A 17,441-nucleotide genomic window follows, 5' to 3' on the forward strand; every position below is an offset into this window, starting at 1 on the left:
GTCAATCTTGGCTTCGGTGACATCAGCTTTGAAGTAATCAGGTTGTTTTTTATCACCGTTGGGAATGCTGACTGCTGCTTGCTGAATTGTGACGATGTTGGCTTTATGGTCGTAGTGAATATTGCTGGCGTTGAACTTGAGAATGTTGGCGATCGCACCGCTCAACGTTACATTATTTTGCGGACAACTCCATACACCGTTGTCATAGTCAATCGTAAGCTGGCCATTACCTTGAACTTGAACCAGGTCAGATGAACCCAATGTCACATCAAAATCACCTTTGAATTGTGATTTGTAATGTGCGGCTGCCCCAGCAATTTCAGCACTAGCATTATTGATCGTTGCATAGCTCCCTAAGGAGATATCTTTGGCATTTAGATTGACTTTTTCCCAGGTCAGCCCCTGAGCATCAATCTTGGCTTTTGTAACGGATGCTTCTGCGTTGTTGAGATTGGGAATTGTGATTCCGGCTTTCGCAATGTTGAACGATTTTTGAGCGCGATCGTAGGTAATATTTTGGGCATCGAACTTGAGAATATCCGCAATAGTGGCACTGATGCCGATATTTTCACTCTTGTAATCCCACTGCTTTGTTTGACTCTTATAGCTCAGTTTTAAAGTGCCTTTGGGCTGAACAGCGATCGCATCAGTGCCAAGATTGAGTTCAATCCCTCCTTGGATATCTAAGTTGCGGTTATTAGAATCCTGTTGAACCTTGATACTTGGCTTGACCACTTTGAACCAAGAACACAGTTCAATTTCACTTGGATTAGAGTCGAACCAATTGGGAGCAAATGCTTGAATTTCCCGCGAAAGTTCTGGCAGTAAATCGATGGTCTCTAACTTCTGTGTAGGTTCTGTTTTTTGAGGACTGTCTACCTTTCGCTGTAACGTTTTGAGGGGTTGATTTTGCTGCACCACATGGGTTAATTCGTGGGCGAGCAGGGCTTGGCCTTTAGAACTTCTGGGTTGATATGTACCCTGCTTAAAAAAGATATCTTTTCCAGTGGTGAATGCTAGGGCTGAAATTGAACGGTTTAGCTGATCGGACTGTCCATCAGTGTGAATTCTGACGCTGCTAAAATCCACACCAAAAGCCTGTTCAAGGGGTTCACGAATATCTTCAGCGATGGGGTCGCCTTTACCCTGTTGCTGCTTAATCGCGGTTTCGAGGGGCGGCGCGATCGCACCTCCCGGAACCATGCTCGGCGAGGAGAGCACCTTCGGCATCACTGCTGAACCGCCCGATCCAAGAGAACTAGCGGCGGGGGCCTGGAGTCGCTGCACCACTCGCGCCGCCACGCGATCGGCTTCGTGCTCATGGCGATCGCCTGCTTTCGTTAAAGTCAACTTCGCCTGTACCGGGAATTCCTGGGACAGCCCCCGGAATACGGGGCGACCGGGGGCTGCACCGTTTGGCGCAAGATAACGAGATAGCAGACCCGACCCCTTCGACGGCTCCTGGGCTTTGAGGAGATGACCCAGAGCCTGATTGCCAAGGGCGAACTCTGGCGTATCCAGCGGCACAGCAGAACGCTGCACAGCAATAATCGGCGACTGACTCACCATTGCTGTGGTCTGCTTGGCTTTATTTTTCCGTGAATAAACCATAATGACCCTATACCTCTGTGCCGATAACCTTTAATCCCACGAAATCCTTAAATAAGAGTGCATCCCAGTTATGCAATCCCTCACCCAACCCTCTCCCTCAGGAGAGGGCTTTTGGCTCCTTTCTCCTGCGGGAGAAGGGCTGGGGATGAGGGTGATCCCTGGCGAGCCATGGGAATCTGCAAAAGTGGGATGCACCCTTAAATAATGCCCAATGATCTATACAGTGTGATCAGATTTTACCGAATGATCATTGAAATTCTTTACCCATTATGTCCCCTTAACGCGCATATTTGTTGTGATAAATGTACCCGTTCCGGAATATTGAGGCGCAGGATCAGGAATCGGCCCGGCGGGTGTGGGTTGTTGAGCGGGAGCCATCACCTGAAATTTCGCTGTGAATGTGCTGCCTTTGAGTAATACGGGCTTATTATTGGACTTTGTGCGTTTCGCTTTTTGATCCGCCCCCAACGAGGCAATGCTCAGCATTCCCACACCCGGAATAGGGTGAGAAGCTGTGATGTAGGGACAACCGGGAACCATGACGGTTTTTTCATCTCCATCGACACAGACCATTTTTTTATTAATCATACCTTTCCCCGTTCCCGTTAAATTACCCGGAATGACCGTCACGATCGCCGATCCAAACGTCGGATTAAACATTGCTAAATCCCCTGTTGTCAAAATAAAATCTGCCATTGAACCTCCAATTTATAGCGGATTGCGAAAGTATGAGAACGCCACTTTCCCCTTTTTAAGGGGGATTGAGGGGGATCTTTGTACCTCAAGTTTATGAAAACCGCTATACCCAGTCCTAAAACGATTAAGATCAAACTATTCAATCCACACCTCCTCTTGAGGGGTCATCGCCGCTAACATATAGGGTGTTAAACGTCCGAGAATGGTATTCCCCGTCACCATACCATCGCCCTGGGATTGGCAAATTTCGAGGGCATGATCGCGGGAATTCAAGGCAAAATCCTCAGCCACAATCACCAAGGATAGCGGCTTTGTATTGAGGGTAAAATTGAGCTTGATTGTGACCCGTCCCGTCACTGCGCAATCGTTGAGATTATCGAGGACGACGAAAAAGCCACGGGAATTGTCAAGAAAGCGTTGGTAAGGCAGATGGTGGGTCGCCCGCATCCCCCAGGAGAAAAATTCCAGTTCTGGGGTAAAGGGTCGGAATTTCGAGGTTTGGGACTGCATTCGGAGAATGAGCAGATGGCTGATCTGGCGGGTTGCGATCGGATCAGCCCCATCCACTTCTACTAATGCTTCGATTTCAATGCGCCGCTTGGCAGGGACATTAAACAGGTGGAAGTTATAGAGTGTTTCTTCCCATTGGGAGGTCGTCACCAGGCGCATCGTATGACCGATCGCAGGGCCGAGGCGCGTGTTGCCGATCTTGTATTCACTGTTGGGAATACAGACCTGAAGCGGCTGTGCGTCGGCATTCCTGGGGAGTCGGAAGCCCTGGCCCACCTCAAAACCAAGGCGGGTATTGCCCTGCATTTGGTCGGGTCGGGGGCGGGGCTGGTAGATGCGGAGGCGGGCATCGTGAACTAGGCGCATCGTGTTACCGATCGCCGGGCCAAGGCGCGTATTGCCGTCGATGGGGCTGATCTGGGCGCGATGAAGTTCGAGGGGGGGCGCAGACTGGAGCCGGAAGCCTTGACTGCCTTCAGGGTTGAGGCGGGTATTGCCGGGCATCGCGGTGAGGCGGTTGAGGGGGCGATAAATCCGGAGGTTAGGCTGGAGGGTAAAGGGTGCATCGAACACAGGGGCGGTAAATGGCTGCTGGTTGAGGTTAAAGTGCAGCGTGACGCTGAGGGTTCCGGAGAGGGTTTCATGACTCAAATTCGCCAACGCCACAAAGAACCCCGTGGGATTTTCCAAAAGTTTTTCATAAAACACCGTCTGGCGCACCACCGGCCCCAATTGGCTCCCCTGCGGCTCAAGAACTGACGTTTTACCCTGAATCCGGATTAAAATTTGCTCGGCCAGCCGAGGATCAAAAGATTCATCTAGGGTGACACGGGCTTCCACCGACACAATCTGCTGCGGCGGTTGATCAAACATCGTCAACGGATAGCAGCCCCCCCAGGTTTTGCTGATGTGCATCGTCAGGGTGAGAATCCGCAGGGCATAGAAGGTATGGGCGGGTTTCTCTTCGTTGATAATCGCCTGGGCGGCGCGGCATTCTCGCCAGTAGCGATCGGGCTGTAAAACCTGATTGCTGGGTAAGACTAATTGCACCTGAAAATAATGGGGGCGATTGTCGAATTCAATAACGGAAATCGTGCGATCGGGATAGCTCAACCCCGAATGTTCCAGATAAATCGAAAGCATTTTTTTCAGCCCCCGCACCGTACCGCGAATGCGATACAACGGCACCATCTGGCTAATAAATTGCCGCTTCACCGCCTCATCCCAATCCTCCCGCAAACTCAACGCAATCCAACCCGCCAGCCAGGGCAAAAATTCCGCCGGGGTCTGTTGGGGGTCAAGATAGGTATGGATCTGCCCGATGATCGTTTCTAAGCCATAATTCGCCCCCGACTCACGGGTGATGATTTGGGGCTGAAAGGGTTGGGGTTCATGGTCAGGCACACCCGTGAGCACCTGCTCAAAGGCGAGTAAGAATCGCCCCAAAAACGGATCGGTCTGGAGATAGGCGGGAAGATAATCAAGATAGTGGCTTAGGGGGTGTTGGGTTGCCATTGGTCTCCAAAACGTTGCAGGGTGGGTAAGGCGGCGATCTGAATCTGTACCAGTTCGTGGGCTTGGAGCATCAGACCCACCAATTGACCGTGATCGTTAAACTGTTGCCGCATCGGGTCTACTCCCGTCAGTTCAATATCTTCTACATGGTCAACACCGGGCAGGTCATCGAGGAGTTGATAAAGCTCCGACAGATAAATATCCGCGCCAAAGGGATAGCCTTGACCTTGCCAAAATTCCTCAGAATCCAAGGGGGCAAAAAAAGCGTGAATCTGACGCTCGGCCTCGCGGCGGACATCGGGGGGTTTGGCACTGTCCTGAAGGTAGAGGGTGGCGGCTAGGGTCATGGTGACGAAACTGGGTTCTACCACATGGAGCCGAGTGGTAATCAAACGGCGTTGGTCTAGGAAGCGTTTGAGATCCTGACGCAGACGCTTCCCCTCCGCTGCATCGGTCAGAGGATGGCGGGGCAGAATGACGAGGCTGATATGGGCTTCAATGGGTTGATTAATATCGGCGTTTTCTAGGTCGCGTTCGGGTAGGCAGTTGACCCGTGCGATCGCACCGGCTGCGCCAAATTCGCGCTGGGCATATTGGGTTTTCGCCCAATCGGAGAGAATGAGTTGCTCAAAATCGGGATTGGTGACGGCGCGATAGGGTCGTCGCAGGTCAGCAAGGGTGGTTTGGATTTCGGTTTGAACGAGGGTGAATTGCTGGGCGGGGCTGAGGTCGGGGGGCAAGACCCAGGGCTGACCTTTGAGGAGGCTTAAAAATTGGGCTTGGTTTTGTTCCGGCACTTGATTGACTCGGTAGAGCACCATTTCCGTGAGCCAGGCCAGGAGTTCAATGAGGATGATCCCGGTGTCGGCGGGGTTGTGGTCTGTCCATTCGGGGGCTTCGATGGGAATTTGGGCGATCGCATCTACCACCAAATCAGCGTAGGTGCGATCGTCGAGGTCGGGTAAAGGAATGGGCATGGTTTAGGGGGTGGCTTCAGGAAGTGTGAGGGTAATGCGGTGCGTACCGGAATAGATCAGGGTTTGGCGATCAATGGGTCGGTTGGCTGGGTCGATCTCCAGGCTGCTGACATAGCTCACTCCCGGCACGGCTTCGAGGGCGGCAAACAGATCCGAGCGATGGGGGATGCGTCCAAAATCCCAGCCCTGGCCCTGCCGCCCGCCTGTGAGGGGATGCAAAAACTCCTGGAGTTTCGCCTCCACTGCGGCTTTGACTGTGCCCGCATTGGTGATGCTGACGGGAACAATGTCCACCGTGACCCCGATCGCCTGCCATTTCGGCCCACAGACCTGTAGGCGCATCGTGGGCACAAACCGCGCTCGGAGAAATTGCTCCACTTGGTTGAGGAGGGCGAGTGTAGGCAGGGGTTGTGGGGCATTGCTTTGGGGCACGATGATCAGTCGCACGCGCCCGGCTCGAATCTCGTTTTCGTGGTCAAAAACATCAATTTCATTACCCGGTACTGATGAGGAAGCGGGCCCCTGGGGGCGATCGGGTTCGACCCACAGTTCTTCCAGCAACGGATTAAAGTTAGGGGCGAGCATTTCCGGCGTGATCACCTGCACCCGTGCCACTTCGACGGCGGCATCGTAGGCGAGATCGGCAAAGTCTTGGGCGGTGACGGCGCGATCGCGGTGGCGTAGCCGTTGGGGCGATCGCACTTTCAAACGGGCGAGGGATTCTTGATCATTGCCTCCTGCGGCAGCTTCCCAGTTGATCACCCCGGCCACGTAGGGGATTGTGGTTTTGAGTTCAACGATGGTCTGGGCCGGTTGGTTGCCGCGATCGCCGCCCCCGGTGCGATAGCTCAAGCGGATATTATTGCGACCCCGTGGCGGAATCATCCCCGCCTGGCCATTGCCAAATTGAATCCGTCCCCGCTGGCGTTGGGCTTGCCCTTGCGTAGCAACATCGAGGGTGTAATGGCGGTCGCCCGCCGCCGAGCTATAGAAATCCGGCACTTCCTGCCAGCGCACCCATACCGCTTCGAGTTCTCCCGTTTCATCGTAGACGGGGGTAATGGCCTCTGTCCCCCACTGCTGCCGGAGTTGCTGCTGTTCTGCCTCCGAGGGGAAACGGCCTTCCTCAATGTCTAGCGTTTGTCCCGCGAGGATCGGCGCTTGGCTTGTGGTGACGACCTGGCCCGGTTCAAATTGACTCGACCCCAGAATCTCGGCATTGAGGGTAATCGCCTGTCGTGCCCAAGTTGTATTAGTGCGGGCGTTGATCAGGCGCGGGGGAACGGTGAGATCGGCGGAATCACGGACTTTCCCAAACAGATAGCGCATCAAACCATAGAGCCGAAATTCTTCAACGCGAATCGCCCAATGCCAAAGGTCAATCAAAACTAAGGGGATATCGGCATCGGTGTTGGGCTGTTGCCGTACCCGGAGCCAATACTGCTGCTGCCCAAAGTGGGGGGAAGCGATCCAGTCTGTGGGGCCAATGAACTGAACGAGGCCCTTCTCAGTGATGGCGGCGGTTTCATCGCGCACCGTCAGCGATCGCCATCCCTCCGGCGTGGGATATTCCCACACCAACCGACGACCATCCCCAATGCTGCGATGAGTGCCGGGAGCCACTTCGTCCGGTTCGGGAGACTGGACTTGTAAATAGAGGGTACTGGGACGGTTGGGAAAGGCTTGGTTAAAGCCGAGGTAAAAGGCGGAATCCCGGTGCAGGGGTGGCGTGAGGGGATAAAAGGCCCTGGTCAGTTTGACTCCGGTTTTGTGATCTGCTGTCAATGGTGCGGTGAACACGACCCAACGGGATGCGGGATCAATCAGTTCAATTTGCCCCAGTTCCCCCGACCCATCGGCAAACCGCAGGAATTCCCCAAGGGACAACCCGTTCACCTCTTCAAGCTGAATCCGGCGATCGCCCGCCCGCACTGGACGATGGAGAAAGGCTTCGAGGGGACTCCCTGCTCCATAGGTAAAGTCGTTGTAGGCCAGGGCGACGGCGGGCTGTTCTAGAAAGAACTGATAGGTGACGGTCAGGGCGGCCAAACAGGGCGGATCGACCACATCCGGGCTAGGTTCGGCAATGGTGAATTTTCCCAAGACCCGGCTCCCAATGCTATAGGCTTGGCGCGTGGCCCGGTTGACTGTGATGCGGTTCTCATCGGGAGAAATGTCCGTCACCTCCAGATCTTCCCGGATGAGCAGATCGCGACTATCCTGAAGCCGAATTGTGTCCCCTATCTGGATTTCGTCGGCACTATCCACGACTATTGCCGTTTGCCCGGCGGCGCTGGCCGCTGCCAGCAAGGTGATCTCGTTGTAGGTGACGTAATGGCGCACCCGGCCCCGGCTACCGTAGCGGCCTTGCACCAGCCGCGCCCGCAGCCAATAGGTCGGCTCTGTGGCATAGGGACCCTGGGGCGGGAGGGGGTCAGGAAAGCGGAAAGTGCCTTGGGTTCGCCCTGTCACAAATTGCGGGGGTTCCGAGTTCCGCAGCCAATGGAATTGGGCGGGGTCGGGGTCGGGAGAAATTGCCGTCCAAGTTTGGCCATCCCCCACATCCCACTCCAACTGAAGATCGTCGGTATGGCTAGGGGCATGGCTGAGGGTGGCGTTGATCGCGATCGCCACCCCCGGCTGAATCAAACGCGGATCAAGGGCAACTTGAAACGTATCGTTATAGTCCGGTGCTGTCCCCAAGGGGTAAAAATCTTTACTCAGATCGAGGGTGATGTTGTTAAACAGACAGTCCTGGGGCGTTTGGGTCTGGTCAACGCTGGCACTCACCAAAATTTGCAAAATTTCAGGCAACGCTTCGCGCCGATGGGGATAGAGGGTGATCCGGAGCCATTTTCCGGGGCAGCCATTCACCTCAAGGTCTTTGAGCTTGGGGAGTTGGGTGAGGGTGATCAAGACCTGGGCGGCTTCGGTTTCTACCGCAACCTCAGGCAGAACTTGCCACTGTTTCCCGTCCCAAGCCTGCCAATCGAGAAAACGGGATGCCAGTTGGGTCGCACTGGCGGGGGAATCGGCGGCGATCGCGAACTGGACGGTGGTGAGTTGGGGCAGGTCAAACACCTCTGCCCCGTGGAGATATAGGTAATGTTCAACGGGGCGATCGCCCTTCAGCACTTCAAAGGCGGGCGGCACTGCGTCAGGGAAAACGTTGGCGCACCTATCGCTGTAATAGTCCCGATCTTCGATCACAAACATCGCCTTCACTTGCGTTGCCGTCACCAACAATTCCCGCTCGGTTTCAAAAATTACCTCCGCCTCTTCCCCCTCCGGCGGCGGCGCTGCGATCTGGGTCAACGCCGGGACGAGGGCATCCACTGGACTCCCTGCTGCTAGTTCAAAGGTGAGGGGCGATCGCGCTGCTTGGGGTGGAGTCAGTTGCGTCCCCACCAAATTCATAAACGCCAGCCGATTTCGCTCCGGAACTTGATTCAAACGCTCCTGTACCAGACTCGCCATCCGCCCAAAAATCCGCACCAAGGCCAAACCCACATCCCCAGAATTGGGAGCGGCACGCCAAGGCGTATAGGACTCCGCTAGGGCCTGGGTCTGCTGGACAAGTTCTGCATAGCTACGTTGGTCAAGTTTAGGCGGCTGGGAAGACATTGTTTACTGTAAGTAGAAGGGATAGACAAGGTTAAAGGCGTTGTTCGTCGTCCGTACCCGATAGTTAATCGAGATCTGTAACAGGTTGGGTTGTCCCGGTGCTTCCACTGGCTCAATGTCCAGGACATCAATCCGGGGTTCCCAATCCAAAAGGGCTGATTCCACATCGCTGATAATTTGCCCCACCGTCCCCGCCGTATTCGGCGCAAACACCTGATCATGGATGCGACAGCCAAAATCCGGTCGCATTACCCGTTCCCCCCTCGCTGTACTGAGAATCGCCCAAATGGACTGGCGGACGGCTTGCTCATATTTGGCGGTGGCGATTTGGGGTTCCCCTTGCAATTGAACCGGCAGCGTCCAACCTACACCCAGAAAATCAATATCCACTACATTACCTCCAACGCACCATTATTAACCTTAACCCCTGCTGAACAGTTCAGTTCTAAGCCAGATTGAGCCTTAAATTCCCCCTTCGTTTTGGCCTGAATATTGCAGTTCGCACCGGCATTAATTTTGCAATCACTTTGGGTTTTAATCTCCAAATTTTTACATTCAAGCAACATATCATCATCTTTACTTTTAATCGTCACTTTGCCTTTCGCTTCGATGGTGAAATCTTTTTCCACCTCAATCGTCATCGCGTCATTTTCACAATCAATCGTGATTTTATTCTTGCCGCTTTTATCTTGAATGATCAGTTGCTCTTTATCTTCGGTATCGTCGAAGACAATCATGTGACCACTGCGGGATTTAATTAGACGTTTATTATTTTCCCCATCATCATTTTTTTCCGGGGGTTTATCTTTGCCGTTCCACAAACTCCCTAAAATATAGGGGAAAGCCATATCACCATGTTCAAAGGCGACGAGCACCTCATCATCCACTTCCGGCAGAAAATAGAAACCGCGATCGTCCCCCGCCATCGGAGTCACCACCCGCGCCCACGGACTTTCATCATCATCCGTGAGCCAGGGGAATTTTACCTTAACCCGTCCTAAGTTATCGTCATCTTCAACATTCGTCACCACCGCGATCGTCACGCCATAAAAACGGGCGGCAGGATCATTGGGCATCAGTAAATCGAATCCGATCATAAAGCAGTTCTCCGCGCCGTGAATAGAGTGGTATAACCGAATTTTTGGGAATAATGATGTTCCGTCGCGGTGACGTAATAGTCACCACTAAAACGTTTGCCCACGCCTTTGACCTCGATCACTTTGGCAACCCGAAGCGTTGGCAGACCGGGGCAAGTGCCTTCGGCGGTGATGTAGGCGATCGCCATATCCTTAAACTGACCCAAGGCAATTTGATCCGCCTCTGCCTTCGTCACCACGGGCTGAGTGACAATCGTGGTGATGGAATCTCCGAAGGTTTTAACCGCCTTCGGCCCCGTCGTTTTGCCCCCCATTTTGCTCCCCTCTTTCCCCGCTGCTGCCTTGCCAAGCACCTCTTTTTTATCATCGGGCAACCAACCGCGCACCTCCACCTTTTGGACTTGGTTCATACTACTTAAACGGGGCATAAACTCGCTTAAATTCTCTTTAAATTTTAATGTCAATACTTTCTGCTGATCATTTTGAGGTGGTTGGAAATAAATATTTTTTTTCTCAATCGTAATTTCATAGCCCATCCGTTCAGCCCGACTACTGAGAAACTCCCAATCCGTTTGATTATGCTGAATCACATAGTCATGTTTGACTTCACTATCTTTCGTGTTCGGTGTGAGGCCACGCGCCCGGGCAATTTTACTAAAAATGTCACTATCCTTCATTTTGGTAAAGGATTTACTATTCGACCCTCGTAATAAACGATGGCGTAAATCATGGCCCCGCACAATAAAACGCGGCCGTTCACCCTGCCGAAATTCCGGCTCTAAACCCGTAATTTCACCAAAAATTACAGTCTTAAGTTTGTTGACATACCCCATTTGAATTTCGACTTCCTCCCCCACATCAAAGGAACTATCATCAACCCAAGTAAACTTGCCTTTCTGTAAATCCCAGGTCATAAATTCTAAGGTGAACATACTCGGTGCTTCGATGTCTTCAAACACCTGTACCGAGATCAAATCTTCATCTGCACCCTTCGGGAGCTTCTTCCCGCCAATGCTGACTTTGATATTGGGTGTGAGGGTTTCAACGCCGGAATAATCTGCCATTTCTCAACTCAAAATCGGTAAGGGTGGAATGGTGAGCACCAATCCGGGGGTGATTTGGCGCGGATTGTAGAGCCGATTTTCATCGGCAATGATTCGCCACAACGCCGGATCACCGAATTCTTCCTGGGCAATGCTGCTCAGGGTTTCGCCCCGCTTGACAATGCGCACCGGGTCGTCAATCAGGTTTTCGGCCTTTTTGCGTTTTTCGGGATCGGCCCATTCCCGGAAGGTGCAGTCAAGGGTGGCGCGAACCGGTGTGCCGTCTTCCCAAAAGTGGGTCAGGGTTTTGGTGATGCTTTCGAGAAACCCATCGGGGAGCAGAATATTACTTTTGCCGCCAATTTTGCCCCACACCAGTTTGCAGCGGGGCGGCCGCTTTTCACTTTTCCCGATCTTCGGATGGGTAAGGTTAAAGATTTTTTTGGTATGTTGCTGGACGTTGTCCGGTGGATCGCCGCTCAGGGTGGTGTCAAAAAACAGGGTGATGCTCAGGCTTGCCAACTCTTCGGAGGCATTGGGATAACCGTCTTGATTGAGAGACCACCCGGTTTTGTTAATCGTGACCTGGTTGGGGTTGAAAAGCACCTCGATTTCTTCGGCAAAGTCGCCTTCGTTGTCTTTTTCGGCTTTGATTTTGAGTTTTTCTAGCGCCATTGCCGTTGTCCTCCTCGTCGTTCACGTTCTACAACTAATCGTTTCAACACTTTCCGCTCCACTTTGGCGACGAGATCATCGATGTTGACGGCTGCCGGGGTTGTCTGCTTTGCCACTTGGGGTGTGGTGGATTTCAGCCGTTGCCCTGCGGTGGAACTGCTTTGCTGGCCGGGGGATGCGATCGCTGGGGGTGGGTTGGGCAGGGCTGGACTGACGACCACGGGACTGCTGGGGGTCTGGCTACGGGGCTGTGCATGGATCTCCTGACTGACGGCGGTGCGGTGCGATCGCACCAGCGGACGGGACAACACCAGCGGCTCCAGGTTTTGCGGGTTAAATTCTGTTTGCGCCTGGACGGTGGGTAAGGGGGCCATCGGTGGGGTCGCCGTCACTGTTGGGTTGCTCTGGGGGTTACCTATGATTTGGGGTTGGGGCGTTGGCGTAGGCCTGCCGGAGGGATATCGCGATCGGGTTTCTGAGGGTTGAAGGGGTAACACCGCTGTCTTCTGGCCAGGGGAAATGGGGGAGGTTAGTCCCTGGGTTGCGACTTTTTGGGGTTTCTGCCCTTGGGGTCTGACCACGGGTTGCGGTATCCGTTTTGACTTGTTGGTGATCTTGGGAGATGCTTGTTCTCGCTGCGGAGATGCTGCTTTTGAGGGTTGAGCTTGGGCTGTTATCCCTTGGGCCGTGGGGGTATTGGACGATCGCTCAACATGACGGGACAATAGCTCTAAGCCCTGTTGCTCGTTGCTGGCTGGATTCGTCTGTGGTGGAAGGGGTTGAGCGATCGCCCTCGGTAACGCTGGCGTGGCTGATGCTGCCGTCGGGTTTGCCGCTAGGGAGGTCGTTACCACCAGCTCTGGGCTGGTGTTTCTGCCTATCTCTGCATTGACCAGGGGGGGGATGGGTTGAGAGATTTCCACCGCTTGCGCCCTTGACCCAGGATGGTTAGCATCCCTTGATGTTTGCACCTTGGGCGTTGCCGCTGTTTGGGGCATCTTTGCTGTTTCAGACTCATTCGGCAGAACGAAAGTAAAATCCTGTCCCTGTTCTGAAGGGGTTGCTAAGGCTTGAGGTGAGATTGTAGCCCGGTTCGGTACGGCGATCGCCCCTGACGGTTTCGCTCCATCGGATTGATCCCCCTCAAGCCGGTTTAAGCCCAGGAAAATCGGCTGATCTTGGGGATATCTGCGATCGCCGCCGCCCAGAGGAACAACCGTTTCCAGCGCCTTGGGTGGGGTGGGTAACTCACTCCCAAGGCTGGTTAGAGCATTCAGGGGGTTAAACAATCTGTGGAGCGGTGGGGTAGAGGCCGATGGAGGAACAGCGGTGACAGCCGGGAGCAATAGCGCTGTTGGGGGGGGGAGATCTGGCGAGGTCATCCCCACCGGCCCAGTGGTGAGGGGGTCAGCGATCGCGTTCGAGGCGGCAAAATTGAGGGGCGTGAATCCCGATGGATTGGGGCCGATTCCTGACCCCTCGGATGGGGCAATCACCGGAACGGCTGCACCCGTTGCAAACTTGGCTTGAATGATCCCCTCAGTTGAAGCATGGGTCTGAATCGTGGGTAAGGCGGCGGTTTGGGGTTGAGAGTCTGGTGTGTTTGGGGGGTGGAGTGATGGCGTACTCTGGGCTTCACCAACATTCAGGGCCTGGATTGCGCGTTTGCCTTTCTCTGTTGGGGTGTCTATTCCGGTTGATGTGTTGCGAACGGATGGGCGGATGTCTGCGATCGCACCACCCATCGGGGCGGATGGTTCCGAACTAGCGGATGGTTGCACCAATGGCATGGACTCTGACGCGGGAGATGCAGAATCAGGACTGAGGGGAGTTGTCAGGGCTTCAGGCGGGGCAGATTGCGCTGGGCTAGGGGCTTGACGGGGTGACTTTTTGGGTGAACGAGCGCCCTTTTTGGAGATCTTAGGGACACTTTGACGCTCTAACCCAGAACGCCCCGGTTCATTGTCACTAATGGCGGGTGGCATTTGGGCCAGCGGTAGATCACCACGAGAGGGGGCGCTGTTGGGATGATCCAAGCTCAACGCAGCCTGCATCACCTTGGGATCAAACGCCGGATTTTGGGTGGTGGATGTTTCCGGTGGATCAATGGGGGAAACCGTGGCGGATGATAGCGATTCAGTAGCCTGGACGGGGGCGATCGTGTTGCGATCTGCTCCCACATCCAGCGGCTGGACTTGGGTGACTCCGGTCTCTAGCTTGGCTTGAATTACATCTCTGGTCTGGCTTGTGGGCGTGCCAAGGGGGGCGATCGCTCCACCCATCGGGGCGGATGGTTCTGAACTCGCGGATGGTTGCACCAAGGGCATGGACTCTGACGCGGGAGATGCAGGATCGGGACTGAGGGGAGTCGTCAGGGCTTCAGGCGGGGAAGATTGCGCTGGGCTAGGGGCTTGACGGGGTGACTTTTTGGGTGAACGAGCGCCCTTTTTGGAGATCTTAGGGACGCTTTGACGCTCTAATTTGGAATGCTCTGGTTCATTGTCACTGATGGCGGTTGGCATTTGGGCCAGCGGTAGCGTATCCCCTGTTAGGTCAGGTTTTGGATGATCCAAGCTCAACGCTTTGACCCCCGATTCATTGGACACCGCAAGAACTTGTGTCAGGGCAGGTTCTGGATGATCCAAGCTCAACGCAGCCTGCATCACCTTGGGATCAAACGCCGGGTTTTTGCGGATGGATGTTTCCGGTGGATCAATGGGGGAAACCGTGGGGGCTTGCAGCGATTCAGCAACCGGAGCGGGGGCGATATTGTTGCGATCTGCGCCAACAACATCCAGCGGCTGGACTTGGGGCGATCCAGTCTCTAGCTTGGCTTGAATTACATCTGTGGTCTGGCTTGTGGGCGAACCGAGGGAGGCGATCGCTCCACCCATCGGGGCGGATGGTTCTAAACTAGCGGGCGATCGCACCGGATCACCCTTGACCCTCGCTTGCTTTTTGCCTTGCATGGCGGACGGTTCCGAACTAGCGGATGGTTGCACCAAGGGCATGGACTTTGACGCGGGAGATGCAGGATCGGGACTGAGGAGAGCCGTCAGGACTTCAGGCGGGGAAGATTGCGCTGGGCTAGGGGCTTGACGGGGTGACTTTTTGGGTGAACGATGCGCCTTACTTTTGGAGATCTTAGGGACGCTTTGACGCTCTAACCCAGAACGCATTGGTTCATTGTCACTAATGGCGGGTGGCATTTGGGCCAGCGGTAGATCACCACGAGAGGGGGCGCTGTTGGGATGATCCAAGCTCAATGCAGCCTGCATCACCTTGGGATCAAACGCCGGATTTTGGGTGGTGGATGTTTCCGGTGGATCAATGGGGGAAACCGTGGCGGATGGTAGCGATTCAGTAGCCTGAACGGGGGCGATCGTGTTGCGATCTGCTCCCACATCCAGCGGCTGGACTTGGGTGGCTCCGGTCTCTAGCTTGGCTTGAATTACATCTGTGGTCTGGCTTGTGGGTGAACCGAGGGGGGCGATCGCTTCACCCATCGGAGCTGAGGAATCGGACGGCGGGAAAGACTCAACAACGGGCATCGGGCCCAGGGTGGGCGAATGCGGTGGGGGTTCAGGCGCGATCGCCTGGGGTGACACCGGAGCCGTTATCGATTCGGGCGGCACTGACCCTCGATCCGGTGCAGGGGAAGATTGCGACAGTTTCCCCTGATCCTGAGCAGTGGGCAATGTCTCTGGGTTGGGCGGTAGAGGTGGCGTGAGGTTCCCCAGGTTCCCCGTATCGGTTCCGCGTTGCGGAGCTTGGGACGGCTCAACGCGAGACAGATCCGGCGGGATCGAGGGTTGCATGGGTGTGGCAACGGCAATGGGCAAATCACCCTCCCCTGTATCCGTCTGATCCTTGCCTTGGACTCGCTGGGGTTGAGCTTGCGGCCCATCATCGGCGGCTGACTGATCCGCCTCGTTGACTTGAGCATAGACAATGGGGATATCTTCGGTTTCGAGATCGGCGATCGCTGACCACCGCGCCAACTGTTGATCCAGCAAGGGCAACCGATTCACCAAACGCTCGGCACGATCAATCAACCGATCCGCCATCCGATGATTCGTCACACCGGGTTGGTGGATGGGTCGTGTTAGCCGCTGTACCAGTTTGGGGTCAAGATCCATCACGATTGTCCAGACTCAATGAGATTAATTATTCTTCTGAACTTTTTGTTCATAAATCCCGCGATGCACCAACTCCATTCGCTCAAATGCGACCTCTGTGCCCGTACTTGCATTTAATTGTGGCCCTTCCCAAGCCACCGGATAGGCCTTAGAAATGCGCCAAGCGATCGCATCCGACTGTTGACTATCTTTGAGAATAATCGTGGCGTTTTTAAGCTCCACCTTGCCACGGGTTACATCTTGATACCACTTCCATAAATCATCCCGCTCCGCCAAACCACGAACTAAGACTAAATTCGGAGAATCCACATATGTAGGAAAGCGGTGAACCCGATGGTTCATGCCCCCCTCCACATATTCTTCTAGCTCTATTCTGCTGCTCAAGCCCTGCACCTCAGAAAACCCCCCCACCGTTATCCCTTTAATCTCAACGATAAAGTTAAAGGGCATATAGGGATCACGGGATTTTTCTTGATCATTGCCGCCTTTTTTTTGAGATTTAGCCATAGCTATCTTGATTCAATCAGTTAATTCACAGCAAACCTGAAACTGTCTTGCCTTCAAAATCGTTTTTTCCCGGAATCTTGGTTAATTTTTTGATTAATCTGAGCCACTTGTTCAACCCATTGTTGCCGCTCCCAATGTTCCATCTCCATCACATTTCCATAGGACCAATGAAAGTGATAAGACAGGTAAGCTACCTCCTCAAGTAAACGCTTGTGGGGGTAGCAGGCTACTCCCCCACCGGCGCGGTCTCCACTTCAAACTCACCATTACAGTGAGGGCAAGCAACCCGAAACCGGGTATGACCATTTTGGTTAATGCGTTGATAAAAATCTTGGAGGTAGGCTAAATCACCGGAAAACAACTCCTCAATAATTTTGGTATTGAGTTGGTCGATTGTGCCCAATCTCGTGATCACCCTCGCGAGGAGAATAATCACGAGATAGCCTGAATTTCGCTGTACCCTCGGATCGCGTAACGGCGTAATTTCATCACTCGCCCGCGAGAGCCGCATGACTCCTTCACGATGCAAAATCCCTTCCGCATCAAGATAACCATGGGGGAGTGTAAAGGGAAATTCAGTTTGGTGCATGACTTGCTCCGTTAACCAATCGTCACACCTTCATGAACCAATTCCAATGATTCAATCGCCACATCACTGGCGGTTGCATTGAATTCAGGGCCGTTCCAATTGGTGGGCCAGCAATTTTCGAGGTTCCAGCGAATTAATTCTTCCCCTTTATCGTCGGCCAAAATGATCGAAACATTTCGCCGTTCAGTCTCACCTCCGAGCATTGTCTCCAGCCATTCCCAGAGTTCATTATTGTCTGTCATGCCGCGCTGAAGGCTGATGTTGCCATGACTATTCAGGCCCGGCAGTTGGCGTTGGGCAAGATTTTTATCGGTTCCTTCTCGATAGAGTCCGGCTTCACGGGTGCTGGTCAAACCGCTACATTCTCGGAAGCCTGCATGGACAATGCCGTCCCATTCCACCCAAAAGTTATAACCGTTATAGGGATCATGGGTGTCTTTAATATTAGGCATGGATTT

At 53.9% G+C, this 17,441-nt stretch carries 14 protein-coding genes and 1 pseudogene; 1 reads left to right on the forward strand and 14 read right to left on the reverse strand.

The features are described from left to right. The coding region (locus PN477_RS16670; RefSeq protein WP_272147471.1) for an eCIS core domain-containing protein at positions 1–1,203 on the reverse strand (1,203 nt) is incomplete at its 3' end. Between PN477_RS16670 and PN477_RS16675 the strand changes: the two genes are divergently transcribed. Beyond that, the gene (locus PN477_RS16675; protein ID WP_272117192.1) at positions 1,202–1,429 is read left to right on the forward strand and encodes a hypothetical protein; all 228 of its coding nucleotides are present in this window, start codon (positions 1,202–1,204) and stop codon (positions 1,427–1,429) included. The genes PN477_RS16670 and PN477_RS16675 overlap by 2 nt on opposite strands. 449 nt (positions 1,430–1,878) lie before the next feature. Here the strand turns inward: PN477_RS16675 and PN477_RS16680 are convergent, their stop codons facing one another. The 13 genes and pseudogenes from PN477_RS16680 to PN477_RS16735 all read right to left on the reverse strand — a co-directional run bounded on the left by PN477_RS16680 (position 1,879) and on the right by PN477_RS16735 (position 17,435). Next, positions 1,879–2,307: a hypothetical protein gene (locus tag PN477_RS16680; protein ID WP_272117194.1), complete on the reverse strand. Its 429-nt coding sequence runs from the start codon at positions 2,305–2,307 to the stop codon at positions 1,879–1,881. 135 nt (positions 2,308–2,442) lie between these two features. Beyond that, positions 2,443–4,332, reverse strand: coding sequence for a phage tail protein (locus PN477_RS16685; RefSeq protein WP_272117196.1), 1,890 nt, complete (start codon positions 4,330–4,332; stop codon positions 2,443–2,445). Beyond that, positions 4,311–5,309, reverse strand: coding sequence for a baseplate J/gp47 family protein (locus PN477_RS16690; protein WP_272117198.1), 999 nt, complete (start codon positions 5,307–5,309; stop codon positions 4,311–4,313). Before PN477_RS16690 ends, PN477_RS16685 begins: the two co-directional genes overlap by 22 nt. Positions 5,310–5,312: 3 nt before the next feature. After that, positions 5,313–8,933: a baseplate J/gp47 family protein gene (locus tag PN477_RS16695; RefSeq protein WP_272117200.1), complete on the reverse strand. Its 3,621-nt coding sequence runs from the start codon at positions 8,931–8,933 to the stop codon at positions 5,313–5,315. Positions 8,934–8,936: 3 nt separating this feature from the next. Next, positions 8,937–9,323 carry a GPW/gp25 family protein gene (locus PN477_RS16700; protein ID WP_272117202.1) on the reverse strand — a complete coding sequence of 129 codons (387 nt, stop codon included), beginning with the start codon at positions 9,321–9,323 and terminating at the stop codon, positions 8,937–8,939. After that, positions 9,323–10,030, reverse strand: a complete 708-nt coding sequence (locus tag PN477_RS16705; RefSeq protein WP_272117205.1) for a phage baseplate assembly protein V — start codon at positions 10,028–10,030, stop codon at positions 9,323–9,325. The genes PN477_RS16700 and PN477_RS16705 overlap by 1 nt, the downstream gene beginning before the upstream one ends. Next, entirely contained in the window at positions 10,027–11,094 is a 1,068-nt protein-coding gene (locus PN477_RS16710) for a phage late control D family protein (protein WP_272117207.1), read from the reverse strand. Before PN477_RS16710 ends, PN477_RS16705 begins: the two co-directional genes overlap by 4 nt. Positions 11,095–11,097: 3 nt before the next feature. Next, positions 11,098–11,748 (reverse strand): CIS tube protein, encoded by a 651-nt coding sequence (locus PN477_RS16715; RefSeq protein ID WP_272117210.1) that lies wholly within the window; start codon positions 11,746–11,748, stop codon positions 11,098–11,100. Next, complete coding sequence (locus tag PN477_RS16720) at positions 11,739–15,890, reverse strand: hypothetical protein (protein WP_272147473.1); 4,152 nt, start codon at positions 15,888–15,890, stop codon at positions 11,739–11,741. The genes PN477_RS16715 and PN477_RS16720 overlap by 10 nt, the downstream gene beginning before the upstream one ends. Before the next feature lie 21 nt (positions 15,891–15,911). Beyond that, the gene (locus tag PN477_RS16725; RefSeq protein WP_272117215.1) at positions 15,912–16,394 is read right to left on the reverse strand and encodes a phage tail protein; all 483 of its coding nucleotides are present in this window, start codon (positions 16,392–16,394) and stop codon (positions 15,912–15,914) included. Between the two features lie 53 nt (positions 16,395–16,447). Continuing rightward, a pseudogene (locus tag PN477_RS20760) lies at positions 16,448–16,603 on the reverse strand (DUF6760 family protein); the annotation flags it as partial. A 17-nt stretch (positions 16,604–16,620) separates the two neighbouring features. Continuing rightward, entirely contained in the window at positions 16,621–16,983 is a 363-nt protein-coding gene (locus PN477_RS16730; RefSeq protein ID WP_272117218.1) for a phage tail assembly protein, read from the reverse strand. Between the two features lie 11 nt (positions 16,984–16,994). Beyond that, on the reverse strand, positions 16,995–17,435 hold the full coding sequence (locus PN477_RS16735) for a phage tail protein (protein ID WP_272117220.1): 441 nt from the start codon (positions 17,433–17,435) through the stop codon (positions 16,995–16,997). Between the last annotated feature and the right edge of the window lie 6 nt (positions 17,436–17,441).

Source organism: Spirulina subsalsa CS-330 (assembly GCF_028330765.1).
Classification (GTDB): Bacteria; Cyanobacteriota; Cyanobacteriia; order Cyanobacteriales; family Spirulinaceae; genus Spirulina; species Spirulina subsalsa_A.

Coding starts and splice junctions, on each gene's coding strand:
- PN477_RS16675 (WP_272117192.1), top strand. CDS start 1,202: ATGCTCGGCGAGGAGAGCACCTTCGGCATCACTGCTGAACCGCCCGAT.
- PN477_RS16680 (WP_272117194.1), bottom strand. CDS start 2,307: ATGGCAGATTTTATTTTGACAACAGGGGATTTAGCAATGTTTAATCCG.
- PN477_RS16685 (WP_272117196.1), bottom strand. CDS start 4,332: ATGGCAACCCAACACCCCCTAAGCCACTATCTTGATTATCTTCCCGCC.
- PN477_RS16690 (WP_272117198.1), bottom strand. CDS start 5,309: ATGCCCATTCCTTTACCCGACCTCGACGATCGCACCTACGCTGATTTG.
- PN477_RS16695 (WP_272117200.1), bottom strand. CDS start 8,933: ATGTCTTCCCAGCCGCCTAAACTTGACCAACGTAGCTATGCAGAACTT.
- PN477_RS16705 (WP_272117205.1), bottom strand. CDS start 10,030: ATGATCGGATTCGATTTACTGATGCCCAATGATCCTGCCGCCCGTTTT.
- PN477_RS16710 (WP_272117207.1), bottom strand. CDS start 11,094: ATGGCAGATTATTCCGGCGTTGAAACCCTCACACCCAATATCAAAGTC.
- PN477_RS16715 (WP_272117210.1), bottom strand. CDS start 11,748: ATGGCGCTAGAAAAACTCAAAATCAAAGCCGAAAAAGACAACGAAGGC.
- PN477_RS16725 (WP_272117215.1), bottom strand. CDS start 16,394: ATGGCTAAATCTCAAAAAAAAGGCGGCAATGATCAAGAAAAATCCCGT.
- PN477_RS16730 (WP_272117218.1), bottom strand. CDS start 16,983: ATGCACCAAACTGAATTTCCCTTTACACTCCCCCATGGTTATCTTGAT.
- PN477_RS16735 (WP_272117220.1), bottom strand. CDS start 17,435: ATGCCTAATATTAAAGACACCCATGATCCCTATAACGGTTATAACTTT.